This is a genomic window from uncultured Brevundimonas sp. (assembly GCF_963975535.1).
Classification (GTDB): domain Bacteria; phylum Pseudomonadota; class Alphaproteobacteria; order Caulobacterales; family Caulobacteraceae; genus Brevundimonas.
Genome location: NZ_CAXBHE010000001.1, coordinates 88,340 through 102,200 on the forward strand (window position 1 = coordinate 88,340; position 13,861 = coordinate 102,200).

Annotated in this window: 10 protein-coding genes; 5 read left to right on the plus strand and 5 right to left on the minus strand. The window is 62.2% G+C overall.

The genetic code is table 11. The features are described 5' to 3' along the window. Positions 1–21: 21 nt before the first annotated feature. Together AACZ75_RS00475 and AACZ75_RS00480 are read left to right on the plus strand one after the other, a co-directional pair. The gene (locus AACZ75_RS00475) at positions 22–780 is read left to right on the plus strand and encodes a damage-inducible protein (protein WP_339870571.1); all 759 of its coding nucleotides are present in this window, start codon (positions 22–24) and stop codon (positions 778–780) included. Further along, on the plus strand, positions 695–2,215 hold the full coding sequence (locus AACZ75_RS00480) for a DNA polymerase Y family protein (RefSeq protein ID WP_339870573.1): 1,521 nt from the start codon (positions 695–697) through the stop codon (positions 2,213–2,215). Before AACZ75_RS00475 ends, AACZ75_RS00480 begins: the two co-directional genes overlap by 86 nt. Positions 2,216–2,257: 42 nt before the next feature. Here AACZ75_RS00480 and AACZ75_RS00485 read toward each other — a convergent pair whose 3' ends face one another. Together AACZ75_RS00485 and AACZ75_RS00490 are read right to left on the minus strand one after the other, a co-directional pair. Beyond that, a complete protein-coding gene (locus tag AACZ75_RS00485) occupies positions 2,258–4,393 on the minus strand; it encodes a DEAD/DEAH box helicase (RefSeq protein ID WP_339870574.1) in 2,136 nt (711 codons plus the stop codon). After that, the gene (locus tag AACZ75_RS00490) at positions 4,390–5,994 is read right to left on the minus strand and encodes a dsDNA nuclease domain-containing protein (protein ID WP_339870575.1); all 1,605 of its coding nucleotides are present in this window, start codon (positions 5,992–5,994) and stop codon (positions 4,390–4,392) included. The genes AACZ75_RS00485 and AACZ75_RS00490 overlap by 4 nt, the downstream gene beginning before the upstream one ends. 166 nt (positions 5,995–6,160) lie before the next feature. On the opposite strand from AACZ75_RS00490, the gene AACZ75_RS00495 reads away from it, so the two are divergent. Next, the gene (locus AACZ75_RS00495; protein ID WP_339870980.1) at positions 6,161–9,400 is read left to right on the plus strand and encodes an error-prone DNA polymerase; all 3,240 of its coding nucleotides are present in this window, start codon (positions 6,161–6,163) and stop codon (positions 9,398–9,400) included. Positions 9,401–9,424: 24 nt separating this feature from the next. On the opposite strand, the gene AACZ75_RS00500 is transcribed toward AACZ75_RS00495, so the two are convergent. Together AACZ75_RS00500 and AACZ75_RS00505 are read right to left on the minus strand one after the other, a co-directional pair. Beyond that, complete coding sequence (locus AACZ75_RS00500) at positions 9,425–10,423, minus strand: hypothetical protein (RefSeq protein WP_339870576.1); 999 nt, start codon at positions 10,421–10,423, stop codon at positions 9,425–9,427. Between the two features lie 18 nt (positions 10,424–10,441). Further along, positions 10,442–11,353: a HEPN domain-containing protein gene (locus AACZ75_RS00505; RefSeq protein ID WP_339870577.1), complete on the minus strand. Its 912-nt coding sequence runs from the start codon at positions 11,351–11,353 to the stop codon at positions 10,442–10,444. 89 nt (positions 11,354–11,442) lie between these two features. Between AACZ75_RS00505 and AACZ75_RS00510 the strand changes: the two genes are divergently transcribed. Then, positions 11,443–12,126 (plus strand): hypothetical protein, encoded by a 684-nt coding sequence (locus AACZ75_RS00510; protein WP_339870578.1) that lies wholly within the window; start codon positions 11,443–11,445, stop codon positions 12,124–12,126. Positions 12,127–12,229: 103 nt separating this feature from the next. Here AACZ75_RS00510 and AACZ75_RS00515 read toward each other — a convergent pair whose 3' ends face one another. Continuing rightward, positions 12,230–13,174, minus strand: coding sequence for a bacteriophage abortive infection AbiH family protein (locus AACZ75_RS00515; protein ID WP_339870579.1), 945 nt, complete (start codon positions 13,172–13,174; stop codon positions 12,230–12,232). Between the two features lie 52 nt (positions 13,175–13,226). On the opposite strand from AACZ75_RS00515, the gene AACZ75_RS00520 reads away from it, so the two are divergent. Beyond that, positions 13,227–13,817: a hypothetical protein gene (locus AACZ75_RS00520; protein ID WP_339870580.1), complete on the plus strand. Its 591-nt coding sequence runs from the start codon at positions 13,227–13,229 to the stop codon at positions 13,815–13,817. The last annotated feature ends 44 nt before the right edge of the window (positions 13,818–13,861 follow it).

Here is a 13,861-nt window from a genome sequence, read left to right on the forward strand (position 1 = left end):
GGCCTAAGGAGGATCTCGACCATGCAGGCCGTCTGCCCGGCCGATCTTGAAGACCTGCGCGCCCAGGTGCGCACCCTAGAGCGGGCCGATCGCAAATCGTTCGGCGTGCTTCCGTTCAAGGTGGCTGCGCTGGACGCCGTCCTTCCGGGCGGGGGGCTCGCACTGGGGGCATTGCACGAAGTGGCCGGCGGCGGAGACGACGCTGTGGGCGGCGCTGCAGCGGCGCTGTTCGCGGCGGGCATCGTCGCCCGCCTGCCCGGACAAGTGCTGTGGTGCATCACCCGACCGGACCTGTTCGCCCCGGCGCTTAGCCAGGCCGGGCTCAATCCAGACCGGGTCATCTATGTCGAGGCCGGGGACGAAAAGTCTTTGATGGCCTGTTTCGAGGAGGGTCTGCGGCATGGCGGACTGGCTGGTGTCGTTTGCGAGACCTCGCGTCTGACCATGACCGCCTCCCGACGCCTTCAGCTCGCGGCAGAGGCGTCAGGGGTCGTCGGTGTGGCGGTCCGCCGATGGAGACGGGCGGCCGAGGCGGCCGACTTCGGCCAGCCGACCGCCGCCGCCACACGGTGGCGCGTCAGTGCCGAGCCGTCGGCTCCCTTGCCGGTTCCCGGCGTTGGCCGGGCGCGGTGGCGGATCGAACTCATGCGCTGCCGCGGCGCCGACGCGGCGGATTTCATTCTGGACGCTTGCGATGAGACGGGTCGTCTCGCTCTTCCTGCCAAACTGGTCCGTCGATCGGCTGCGCCGGCGACTGGGCGCCGACGCGCCGCCGCCTGATCAGCCCCTCATCCTCACTGGCAGGATGGGTCGCAAGCGGGTTGTAACGGCTTGCAATGCCGCTGCCGCCGCATGCGGCGCGCGTGTCGGCATGGCGGCGACCCATGCCCAGGCGCTGATCCCCAGCCTGGACGTGAAAGACGCCGACCCAGACGGCGACGCCGACGCCCTGGATCGTCTCGCTCTGTGGGCCATGCATCGATATGCGCCGGTATGTCAGGCCGATCCACCGGATGGCGTGGCGATCGACATCACCGGCGCCGCGCACCTTCAGGGGGGCGAGGTGGCGCTGTTGAGCGATCTGACAGCGCGGCTCCGAAGCGTGGGCATAGGCGGCCGCTGCGTCATCGGCCCCACTTGGGGCGCCGCCCATGCGGTCGCACGCTTTCGCGACGACCAGACCCTCATCGCAGACGACGGCATCGATGTGGCCCTCGCCCCCTTGCCGCTCGAGGCGTTGCGCCTCCCGGTGGACCTTCCTGCCGACTTGAGGCGCATGGGGTTCGAGCGGATCGGCGACATCGCCCACCGGCCGCGCGCGCCGCTTCAGCTGCGTTTCGGCGCGGCGCTGGGACGACGACTCGACCAGGCCTATGGCAGGTCGGGCGAGCCTCTGATCCCTGTAGAGGCACCCGAGATGCCCCGTGTAGAACGGGTCTTCGCCGATCCGATCGGAGCGCCTGAGACGCTGGCCCGCTACGCCGGAGCCCTCGCCGAAACCCTGTGCGGACAGCTCGAAACGCGCGGCCTTGGCGCGCGCCGCCTCGACTGGCTCTGCTTTCGCGTCGACAACCGGATCGAGGCCGTTCGCATCGGCTTGGCCCAGCCGATCAGGGATGCAAGCCGGTTGACGCGGCTGCTGACCGACAAGATCGAAACGATCGAGCCGGGCTTCGGCATCGAGCGCATGACGCTCGCGGCCAGCGCGGCCGAGCCGCTGAACTGGCGGCCCGCCGCGACGCGTCTCGGCGCTGAGGCCGCGCCGGACGTGTCGTTGCTGATCGATACCCTGTCGAACCGCATCGGTGCTGAACGGCTTTATCGACTGGCCCCTGTGGAGAGCGATGTCCCGGAGCGTTCCACCTGCAAGGTCGCGCCTCTGGCGGCGCCGACCGGAACGGCCTGGATGCCGGACTGGCCGCGCCCGACGCGGCTGTTCCGGAGACCCGAGCCGATCGAGACCATGGCGCTGTTGCCTGACAACCCGCCGACCCATTTCACCTGGCGCGGGGTCCGCCGCCGTGTCCGCCGGGCGGACGGCCCTGAACGGATCTTCGGCGAATGGGGTCGCCGCGATGCCGAGATGTGGGCGGTCCGCGACTACTTCCAGGTCGAGGACGACGCAGGCGAACGCTTCTGGCTGTTCCGCGCCGGCGACGGCGAGGATACCACGACCGGATCGCAGGGCTGGTTCATCCACGGGCGTTTCGGATAAGCCCTAATCGGCCCAGCGGTTTCAGATGCGAGACGGGAAGCCTCAAAGCGTCTCTTGAACAGTGCGTATCCATCGCCGCTCGAAATCGGTGAGTTCGTCAACGTCATCGACTTCGAGTCCGCGGAGCTTCGAAATGACGGCGTCGAGCACAATGTGCGGTTCGAGACGCGCCGAAATCTTCCCGGCGATTTGAAGTGGAACACCATATTCGTCCAGCGCTGCCACGGTTGCGGGAAGGAACAGATGGCTCGCTGCTTCGGCGTAGACGGTATAATCACCGGCCCGTAAATCCAACATTGGGGCCACTTCGAGCTGGATGTTGTGGATGACCATGAGGTCTTGCGGAAAACTAAAGCTGACGATGTTTCGGGTGATTTTCAACGCTTCGTCGATCTTCGACGATATGTCCTGGTGCGGAAGCACGCCATCGGCGACGTCCGACAAATAAGCCTGCAAGCCACCGGGCTGGCTTAGGCGGGACAGATGCCAATGGAGCTGGCTGGCCGAGGTGATACCTAGGTTCTGCATCGGAACGCCCGAGAGAAAGTCCATGATCACTTGTGCGACTGCGATGAGCTGCTGCTTCTTAGGAAACCCGCGCCAAGTATAGAGATCTGACCTCTCAACCATCTCGTCGTAGAGGGCGCGAGCGATGAGATTTTGCGTGTCAGGTTCGACCGAGCCGTTCAGGCGTATGGTGTCCTCGCTCAGGAAGCTGTCCTTGAGCGCGGCTGCGACGCGAGATCGGGATATATCTGTGAGGTCCCGATCCTCCAGCTGCATGATCAGCGAGAGCGGCGTTTCCTGATCTTGCTCGCCCACCGGATACTCGACCACGGTTTCTTCATCCGCGGGGGCCTTCTCTAACATGTAGACCTTGCCGATGAAGTAGCGGCCCATGCGACCGGCCCGGCCCTGGATGTTCTTGTATGTGAAGAAGTCGAGCACGTTCTTATTGCGACGGCGATCGTAGACAATCACGTTCTCTGCGGCAGTGTTTACGCCCTCGATAAGCGTCGAGGTGCATATGAGGCGCGTAATGATGCCCTCATTGAATAGCCGAACCATGTGCTGCTGGAGGGCGCGAGGGATGCCTCCATGGTGCAATCCGATACCTCTTCGCATCGCCTTTGAGACAACCCATTCGGAGTGAAAATTCTCGTCGATCCATTCCGCATGCTCGGCGCACGCGGGAATGTCCTCTTTGGCCACCTCCCGCATCAAGGTTCCGGCAACGCGCGCAGCGCTCCCGGGTGCTTGGCAATAGATCAAGGTCGCCGTATCGAGCTTACGGCAGAGCTCGACCAGCTTCTGGTCCCGTTCATCACCACGGGTCGGGAGGTCAAAGTTGACCACATCCACCGCGACAGTGGAGTACTCGGAAGGGATGAAGTGGATTTCATAGCGATCTAGGCCCTTGATCGCGTGAATATTGGGTCCGAGCAGATAGAACTGCGCCTTGGTCCCCGCGAGTTGGTGAAACGCGAGATTGAGTTCGATGGCGCGCCGTTTGTCCGTCTCATGGCGCAAGTCGAGCTTGTAGAATTCGTCGATAACGAAAAAGTCGACATTCGACAGGTCGATGCGTTGACGGACACGCTCCTGCGTCAGAACGTAGACATTCGTCGTCTTCAGGTCTGCCGTCTGGGTCGGGTGTGTGATCACATGAACCGCGTCCCTGAAACGGCGAACGAGGCGCTTCCGGGTCTCGTCGATCAGAGCCAGCGTCGGCACCACGATGACGATCTTCTTGAACTTGCCCAGCGCGATCATGGCATCGATCAGCAGGCTTTTACCTACGCTCGTTGAAGCGCTGAGCACCACATTCGAGCCGGTCCGGAGCTGGTAATAGACTTTCGCCTGGAGGCTGTGAAAGACCTCGTCCATTCCGTCCGGTCGGTGAAGCTCATAGGCGAGGCGATCATCGTCTTGGGCGAAACGGAGCGTTTCGCTCATATAGGGATAGAGACCGACCGCCCGGACGAGCGACGTCAGAACCTGCATCTCGAACTCGTCAAAGGCGTCACTTCGCGCCAGTGCGCGGATCACCAAGTCCCGTCCATCCTGCGCGGCCTCCTTGTCATTGACGTGGTTTGCGATCGCGCGCAGCAGATCGAACGGCTGGATGCCGTCGAAGTCCTGCTCGGCCAGGGCCGCTCTCACACGCGCATAGTTCATGACAGCCCCAGATTTTCGGCGAACTGGTCCTGGAGCGCCGAAAGCTTCTCCACCGGGATAAGGAAGATGTGGACCCGGACTTCCTGCACTGAGGCCGGGAGGCTTGCCGTCACCCCTGCCCCAAGGGCGCTGAGTTCGGTCAGGAGATGGGTTTCGTAATCATCAGCGTGCCCTCTCGAGAGCACCTCGCTGTCATAGGCCACCAAGATGGGCAGGCAGAGGACCTTGATAAAGTCATCAATCGGCGCGCCGGGCGCGAGGGCCTCGCCGATGGCGTGGTCTGTGTAATGTTGAGGCTCCCTCAGCTGCAGAATGATCCCTCGCTCCTCAACGAGCAGTTCAGTGTCAAGCGCCGTCGTGAGTTCGGCGCTGATGCGTGCGAACAGAGGCGCAGGGTCTTTTTCGTCGAACAGATGCGTGCGCCCGATCCAGAGCTCATCGCCCTTCTCACCGTGCACCAAGTGAGCATTCTTCGTGACCCGGTCGCCATGAACCGAACGGTGAAACAACTTGCAGGGCACGGGCTCACTGCCGAACCAGTGCCGCAACACCGCATGGAGCAAGGTCTCCGCCAGCAAACTCGAAACATCCAACGCTCGCTCGGCCTGAACGGCGCGTAGACCGGCCTCGAGCTTTTCCCGCATATTCAGGGCTGTGATTTCGACGAGTTCGCTGGCTTTGAGGGTCAGTTCCGGAACCCAGTCGGCGAGATGGCGAGCCAACTGCTTTGAGCGCCAGATTTTACGCTCGTACCGCGCGTCATAGCCTGATGATGATCGACGAAATGATGCGTCCTCAATGCGATGAACTTCTGCGAAGAAGCGATCGCCTTTAGTTCTGTAGGGCTTGGATGTTCGAGCTTGGGCGGCGCTCGTGTCCGCCAAATGCTTGTCCCACCAAGCCACAGCTTGCTCACGCGTGATTGTCTTCTGGTCGGTGCTCTTGCGAGACGCCACGGCGGCGGCGTCCACGATCCCGAGCAGGTCAGTGTAGATCGCCTTCACGTGCGAGTTGGTGGGATTGGCGCCTGCTCCCTCGGCCATCGTGTTGATCACCTGCAGGTTCTTCAGCTCGACATGGTCGACCCCGGGCAGCACTTCCCAGTGCGCATTCCGGCCCCAGTAGGCAAGATCATGGCCCATCACCGACTTAGTGCCGCTATGTTTCGCCAGAAGCTTCACTGCAAGCGTTTCGACGGGACCATCTGTTGCGCGTTTATCAACAGGATCCAGGAGCGCAGCAGCGGTGTGGTTCACTGGCCGACGAGTGACAATCCGGAATCGGGCGTTGTGCCCGTCGGTGTCCGTGAGGAGTGATTTCTCTGCGATCGAAGTCGGACGCTCCTTTCCCGACGGATCACGATCCGTGAGTTCCTTGAAGGTCCACTTATTGTCTCGGTCTGTACTCTTGACCTGAACATATTCGCGAAAAGTTTCCGCGGTACGGCGATGCACAAGCGTAATATCATCACTCGTTTCACATTCCACCTGCGCCATTCTGCGATCACCGATCATCTGCAGAACAAACATAGCTGCGACATGGTCCTGGTACTTGAACCCCAGACGCGCAGATACGCCGCCTGCATCTGATGTTGCGCTCACGTCTGGGGGCCCTCGCGACTCGTTCCCGGATCACTCCAATCATGGAGTGATGTTCAACTTTATCAAAGACAAGGATCGCGCGGAGCGTGTGCGCGCGCCCAATCTTGCAGATTGCAAGGACAACGCGGATGCCGTAACGGAACAAAACGTAAACATTTGCCCGCCGATGCAATATGCTGAGCTCCAGTGCGCCTCCCACTTCTCGTTCTTGCGCGGCGCGAGCGGATGCGACGAGCTTTTCGCCCAAGCCGCCGTCAGTGGTCTGAAGGCGCTCGCCGTTACCGACGTGAACAGTGTCGCCGGGATGGTCCGGGCCCATGAAGCCGCCAAGGCGACCGGCATCCGTCTCATTATTGGCTGTCGCATCCAACTTACCGACGAGACCGCCATTCTGGTCTATCCAACCGATCGTGGTGCCTACAGCCGGCTGTGTCGATTGCTCACCATCGGCAAGTCCCGGGCCGGCAAGGGCGCCTGTCATCTAGACTGGTCCGATCTGGCCGACCATGCCGACGGCCTAATCGCCGTACTCGTGACCGATCGCGCCGATGCGCTATGCCGCAGACGTCTCTCCGCTCTGTCCGGCATCTTCGGAGTTGATGCCTACTGCGCCCTGACGCTGCGCCGCCGGCCTCGCGATCAGATGCGCCTTCATCAGCTATCCGAGCTCGCCATCGAGATCGGAGTGAAGACCGTCGTGACCAACGACGTGCTCTTCCATCATCCTGACCGCCGCATTCTCCAGGACGTCCTGACCTGCATTCGCGAAGGCTGCACGATCGATGACGTCGGCTTCAAGCGCGAGCGTTCCGCCGACCGCTACCTGAAACCCGCCGAAGAAATGCACCGGCTCTTTGCCCGATACCCCGAGGCTCTCCATCAAACGGTCGAGATCGCGGATCGCTGTCGGTTCAACTTGAACGAGCTATCGTACCAGTACCCGAAGGAGGCTGCCTTCCTTGGGTTGACGCCACAGCAGGCCTTGGAGCAGCTGACTTGGGAGGGCGCGACAGAGCGCTATCCTGACGGCTTGCCCGACAAGGTCCGGGCCAGCCTCAAGCATGAACTGACGCTGATCGAGGCGCTCGGATATGCGCCCTACTTCCTTACGGTGAACTCGATCGTCCGCTTCGCCAGAAGCCGGGACATCCTCTGCCAGGGGCGCGGGTCCGCCGCCAACTCGGCGGTCTGTTTCGTGCTCGGCATCACCTCCATCGATCCCGGCCGTAACGACCTGCTGTTCGAACGTTTCATCAGTCAGGAGCGTAAGGAGCCGCCGGATATCGATGTCGACTTCGAGCACGAGCGGCGCGAGGAGGTCATTCAGTGGATCTATGAGACCTACGGTCGGAACCGCGCGGCGCTCTGCGCCACAGTGATCCGTTATCGGTCTCGCGGTGCCCTGCGCGACGTCGGCAAGGCCCTCGGCCTGTCCGAGGACCTGATCAAGACCCTGTCGTCCCAGGTCTGGAGCTACTCCAGCGAAGGGGTCGAAGATCAGCATGTCCAGGAGCTGAACCTTAATCTCCAAGACCGTCGCCTACGGTTGGCGCTTGACCTGTCGCGCCAGCTGATCGGCTTTCCGCGTCACCTGAGCCAGCACCCCGGCGGGTTCGTGCTGACAGACGAGCGGCTTGATGATCTCGTTCCCATCGAACCCGCGGCGATGAAGGATCGACAGGTCATCGAGTGGGACAAGGATGACATCGACGCCCTGAAGTTCATGAAAGTCGATGTTCTCGCCTTGGGAATGCTGAGCTGCATGCGGCGCGGTCTGGATCTGCTTCGCGACCACAAGGGGATTGGACTCGACCTGGCAACCATCCCGGCTGAGGACCCGAAGACCTACGCCATGATCCGCAAGGGGGACACGCTCGGGGTCTTCCAGATCGAGAGCCGGGCCCAGATGGCCATGCTTCCCCGGATCAAGCCGCGCACCTTCTATGACTTGGTGATCGAGGTGGCGATCGTTCGACCCGGCCCGATCCAGGGCGATATGGTCCATCCCTACCTGCGTCGGCGCGAGGGCAAGGAGCGTGTCGACTATCCCACGCCGGAGCTGGAGCGGGTGCTCGGCAAGACGCTCGGCGTACCCCTGTTTCAGGAACAGGCGATGCGCGTCGCTATCGAATGCGCGGGGTTCACGGCGTCCGAGGCCGATCAGCTGCGTCGGGCCATGGCAACGTTCAAATTCACCGGCGGGGTCAGCCACTTCAAAGACAAGCTGGTCGGCGGCATGGTCGAGCGAGGCTATTCGGCGGAGTTTGCCGAGAAGACCTTCAGCCAGCTCGAGGGCTTCGGTTCTTATGGCTTCCCCGAGAGCCATGCGGCCTCGTTCGCTCTGATCGCCTACGCTTCGTCCTGGCTCAAATGCCACCATCCCGACGTCTTCTGCGCCGCCCTGCTGAACGCCCAGCCTATGGGCTTCTACGCCCCAGCCCAGATTGTTCGTGACGCGCTTGAGCACGGCGTCGAGATACGTCCGGTCTGCGTCAACGCCAGCCGCTGGGACTGCACCCTTGAGCCCACGGACCGCGAAGACCGGTTCGCCGTCCGCCTGGGTCTGCGCATGGTGCGCGGCTTGGCGAACGCCGACGCGGGGCGTCTCGTCCTTCACAGACAGGCCGCAACCTTCAGCAGCGTCGAGGATGTCTGGCGAAGGTCCTCAACGCCGGTGGGCGCGCTCACACGCCTCGCCGAAGCGGACGCTTTCCTCCCCGCCCTCGGCCTGCAAAGGCGAGAGGCCCTATGGGCTATCAAGGCGCTTCGCGACGATCCACTGCCGTTGTTCGCCGTCGTCCAAGACGATGGCGCGACGACGCCAGAGGTCGCTGAACCGTGGCTGACCCTGCCGGCCATGCCCGCCGGTCAGGAGGTGGTGGAGGACTACAGCCACGTTGGTCTGACGCTCCGCGATCACCCGGTCGCCTTTCTGCGCGATACGCTCCAGTCTCGTCATGTCATGACCTGCGCCGACGCATCGGCTATGCGCGATCGCCGACTGACCCGCGTCGCTGGCCTGGTCCTGGTTCGCCAGAAGCCGGGCTCGGCCAAAGGCGTGATGTTCATCACCATCGAGGATGAGACGGGCGTGGCCAACCTAGTCATCTGGCCCAGCCTCTATGAGGAGCAGCGCCGGATCGTCCTTAGCGCCAGCCTTCTCATCGTCGACGGGAACGTCCAGCGCGAGGGCGAGGTCGTCCACATTGTGGCGACCCGCCTGCACGACGGCTCAGACCTCCTAGCCTCGCTAGGCCAACGCGGTCCCTTCCCCCTGCCCCACGGCCGCGGCGACGAAGTCTATCGGGGCAGCGCACCCGACGCCCGATCGCCCAAGCCCCGGGACATCTACATCCCCAACATGTCGCTGGAGGCGATCAAGTTACGGACCCGCGATTTTAGGTAGGGCCTTCGCCTACGAACGGCTGGATCAGTAGAACGGAGCGTCGAGCAGTTCCGATCTGCGCACCGGGAGGGAAAAACCATAGGCACGGATCAGGCTTGAAACGGTGTCGGCGAGCCAAACCGGTGCAAAAGGCGACAGCACGACGGAGTCGATCAACCGCTCCAGATCGCAGGCGATTATTCGCCCCGAAGCCGGCTCCTCAGTGTCATTCTCCAACACGGCTCTAACCTCGCGCTCGTGCTGCAGAGATGCGCGCTTGCAGAAGATCGCCTGTTCCCGGCTCGCGAAGGATGTCCGGAAATCTATGTAGTGAACCTTGCCGACGATTGCCGTCGGCTCACTCGCCGTTGCGTCCCAAAGCGCCGCCGCCGACGACTGGATCGCGATCCCGGCGATCGACGGCGGACAGTAGAGGCGCCATAGCGCCTCCGACTCGCCGCTGTTTGCGTGCCAGCAGCTCACGAGCTTGTCGCGAGACCGCCGCGCGGCGGCTTTCGTCTCGGACAGCAGCCTCCGAGCGTCTTCCTCGATCTGCTCACGTGTCAGGTCCGGAACCAGTGGGTAGGGACCGCCTGCTTCGACGACGTCCCGAAACCGCGAGATGTAGTGATTATCCCACTCCGCTTCGCGGCTCGCGAGACCGATCGCGCCCTCGAAACGATCTTCCAGCGTGTCGGCCCGCGGGAAGTAGAGCCCCTTATGGTCAAGGAGCGCGACGAACTTCGCGAGATCCATGTATCGCCACAGCGGCGTCTGGTCGGGAACCGCCAGCTGCAATGTGCCATGGGGATAGACCGGCGTTGCGAGTTCGATGAGCCGATCCGCGCAGCAGGCGCGTGTATAGAGAGGTTCGTCGTCCTTTCCGTATCCGGCAAACAGCGGACGGCCGGGAAAGGCGATGTGGTCGCAAACACCGCAGGTGTTCCACTGCGCGGTCATGAGCCTTCGCAATGAGTGGGTGACCCTGCCGGTCGACTTCAGACGATCGAAGACCACCTGGTCTTCCGGCTGGATATCAATCATGCCGATGGTCTTCCCGCGTTAAGCGTCGCTTTCCGCTTGAAGCCGAAGTTCGGCGAGGCGAGTTTCGCAGACCGTCGCCGTCAGGCCGCGCAGAATTTCCACCCGCTCCGTGAGCCAGTCAAGTTCCTCGCGGCTGATTTTGTAGTGCTCGGAGTAGCGAGCCTTGACGTAGGCCTCGCGCAGAAGCTCGAAGCAACGGCGCTCGAACTTGGTCTCTCGCGGCCAAGCTTTAGCCAAGCGGGGGTCGATCGCTTCCGCTTTCTTCCTGAGGAAAGCGAGGTTGTGCGCCTTCCCGCTGTAGAGGGTCACCACCAGCAGGACACAATGGTAAAGGTGCTCGGACGCTTGATGCAGGCTGAACGCCGCAAGGTTGTTACTTTCGCGATGGGCGTAAAAGGCAGCTCCGGCCTGAAACTCCTTTGAGCTGTGCATCCATTTCGAGAAGAAGCCTTCAGCCTCAAGAAGCGCGGCCTTAGCCCTGATAGTAGCCGGCTTGTGCAGCTTGGCGCCAGGCGTGTCGTAGAGAAGAACGCCGTCGCGAAGGATATCGGCAAAGAAGTAGCGGCCCCGGTCGAGCTGTTCGTTCACGTCATCAAGACTGTGAACGATGATGCTGACCGGCGTTCGAATCTCGCCCTCGCCCGGCATCGTCCGGTTGGTCGCGTCGAACCAGAACTCGCCGTCGGTCAGGTCCTCATGATCAACGATGACCAGCAAGTCGAAGTCCGAGAAGTAGCGGCCAACCGGATCGTGCACCCAATCGCCACGCGCATATGATCCGTAGAGAATGACTTTGAGAATCTTGCCGTTCTTCAGGCGCTCGGCGCGGCGCGTCGCGATCGCTTCCTCGAAGGAGGCGCGGATCACGCCCACGACGTGACGCAGCTCGGATTGCTTGGGCAGCGGCAGATGATCAAGGGTCTTCTTCACAGTATGAGTCTCCCCGAGCCAGCCTCTTGCGGCAATAGATTTCTGCGGCTTTCTTGCCGCCAACTCTAGATCGGGGCTCTTAGGCAACGATGTCCAGCGAAACGCGACAAACAGTAGAGCTCGATATCGAGCGAGATTTTCCGGCGGACTGCGTCTACGTCGACGTTCTGCTGTCACGCGCCCTGCGTCGAGGCCGAGCCTCCAGGCTTTTACGAAATCAGATGGTGGTCTTCGCCGCCGACGTGGCCATGGGGCCTGCGAACGATCGCTATCTCTACGATCCCGCCGCCATCTGCCAGACCATCGAAGTCCTCGAGGGCAAGGGCGGTCGGGATATCACCAAGGGTCCGTCCCGCTTCACGAAGGGCCCTCTACGAGGCCTTGAGTACAAACACTTCTTCCAGGCCAGCTTCATGGCCCAGAACCTCCTGAACGAGAGCAGAAAAGCAGGACCTGGCGCGATCTATCGCAAGCTCATCAGGCGTCACGGATCCTATGCCGCTGTCGATGGACGACGGCTCACCCAAGAGGATCTGGGTCTGATCACCGAAGCCTTCGTCACCGATAGCTTCGAGCGCCGCGCCGCGCAGCGCGCCAAGGGGCCGCGATGGGGACTCACTGGCGAGCATCTGGTTTTCGCCAGAACCGCTGACGGAATGCGATATCTGTTTGTGGCTCCTCATACATCGGCGGAAGCGGAATTGGTCGCAAGCGCCCGCGCCTGTATTGCGGACTTCCCTGCCCTGAAGGACGTTGCCCCCGGGATCGCCTGAGAGGGTGACGACCAGGTCGCGACGAAGTGCGACCTCGCTACGTGTTCAGGAAAGAGCCCGCCTATCGGCCACCCAACTTCCGCGTGGCATCCACCAATACGATTCAGTCACGGGCGATCTCCTCGATCGGCGCGAGGTCCAGCTGGTCGCCGGCCAGATCGAGCAGTTCAGCGCGCTCCGCCACTGGCTGCGGGTCTTGGTAATAGCTGATGCGCCAGCGGGCGTTCGGCGCAGCGCTCCGAATCCGAAGGAGGTAAAGGAAATCGACCTCGGACAGGGCATGACCGAGCACCCTGACCACCTCTATGTCAAACAATGCGTCGAAAAATTCCGAGTGCCGGGACAGGATTGTCTCGGCCGGTTTGAAGGTCGCCGCGAAGTAGCGGTCGAGGATGTCCTCACCCTCCAGCACCCGGAAATCCATGTCGGCGTCGGCTTCCGACCGCTTGCGGGGTTCATACTCTCTCGCGTGACCTAGGATGACGGCATCTTCCGGATCCGTCGTGCGTCCATGGATATGCAAGATGCGATCTTCGGGCACTCCATAGAGATTGGTCAGGGTCGGAGTGTAGTTGAAAGAGAGGTAGCGCGCCGCCGTCGGAATCGCGAGACGCGGTCCGCTCCAGCTGTCGCCCAAGGGAATCGGAAGCGTCCTCAGCCAGGCTTGGAAACTCGCTTTCAGCCGTGAGGACAGGGCCGTGGCGATCTGCTCGACCTCATACTGGTAGGCATGGTTGTCGGCGTCGCTCCAGTCGTCGGCGCCGGGGCTGTTCAGGAAGATCGAGGCCTGATCGGTGATCTGGTCGGTATCGAGCCAGGCGAGGTTTTCCTCCAGCCGCGACCAGAGGGTCTCGCCGACCGGCGCTGGAATGAAATCCTCGGCAGTGTCGGCGAGGCGAGCGTCGGTCGCTCTCACATACGCCCCGAAGTGAGCGTAGCTCGACGGTATCTGGTGATGCAGATCGAAGCCGTTGCCGATGATGTAAAGACATCGACGATGATCGACAGGGGTGGTGCGACTACCGATAGTCGGCGCTTCTGGCTGCATGACGCCTATCCCCCTATTCTTTCAAAGGCGGATTCGCGGGGAGAGTGCAATCATGATGGAACCGGATGAAGTGGACCTCGACTTCGGCGCGTTCGGCGACGGCGGGAACGACGGCGGTGGTGGCGGTCGTGGCCCGGAGCGTCCGGAGGACGAAGGCGGCGGTCTGATCGGCTTTCTGGTCGATCTGGACGTGGCCCTCCGCGAGGTCGGCGGCGAGCTCCAGAACCTCGAAGATGTCGATTATGACTTCGCCTTCCCGGGACTTGGGGGGCTTTCCTTTATGGGCGGTCAGCTCGCCCTCGAGGATGCGCGACCGCGGGTCAAGGTGCTCATCCGTGACCTGACCGAGAACTATCCGCTGCGCCAACCGCAACTGGCGGCCGTTGGCCTGACCGGACAACCTGTCGTCTACAAGACCCGCATGGCCGGTCGCCGAAACTCAGTTCGCCAGGAACTGCAGGAACTCGGCGAACGGTTTCGGGCCTGGCAGCGCTATTTCGACTTGGCGGCCGCGATTGTCAGCAGTCTTCTCGAAGCGATGCACGAGATACCAGGAATGAAGGCGCTCATCGAGGCCTTGAAAGAGCTGCTCGAATTCCTCGCGTTCAACGCCGAAGAGATCGCGGACCTGCATCAGGGTTAGACAGGCGCTCAATTCTGAGGAGCGTCGTCTTGAACACCAAACCG

Coding starts and splice junctions, on each gene's coding strand:
- AACZ75_RS00520 (WP_339870580.1), top strand. CDS start 13,227: ATGATGGAACCGGATGAAGTGGACCTCGACTTCGGCGCGTTCGGCGAC.
- AACZ75_RS00510 (WP_339870578.1), top strand. CDS start 11,443: ATGTCCAGCGAAACGCGACAAACAGTAGAGCTCGATATCGAGCGAGAT.
- AACZ75_RS00495 (WP_339870980.1), top strand. CDS start 6,161: ATGCAATATGCTGAGCTCCAGTGCGCCTCCCACTTCTCGTTCTTGCGC.
- AACZ75_RS00475 (WP_339870571.1), top strand. CDS start 22: ATGCAGGCCGTCTGCCCGGCCGATCTTGAAGACCTGCGCGCCCAGGTG.
- AACZ75_RS00480 (WP_339870573.1), top strand. CDS start 695: ATGAGACGGGTCGTCTCGCTCTTCCTGCCAAACTGGTCCGTCGATCGG.
- AACZ75_RS00485 (WP_339870574.1), bottom strand. CDS start 4,393: ATGAACTATGCGCGTGTGAGAGCGGCCCTGGCCGAGCAGGACTTCGAC.
- AACZ75_RS00515 (WP_339870579.1), bottom strand. CDS start 13,174: ATGCAGCCAGAAGCGCCGACTATCGGTAGTCGCACCACCCCTGTCGAT.
- AACZ75_RS00500 (WP_339870576.1), bottom strand. CDS start 10,423: ATGATTGATATCCAGCCGGAAGACCAGGTGGTCTTCGATCGTCTGAAG.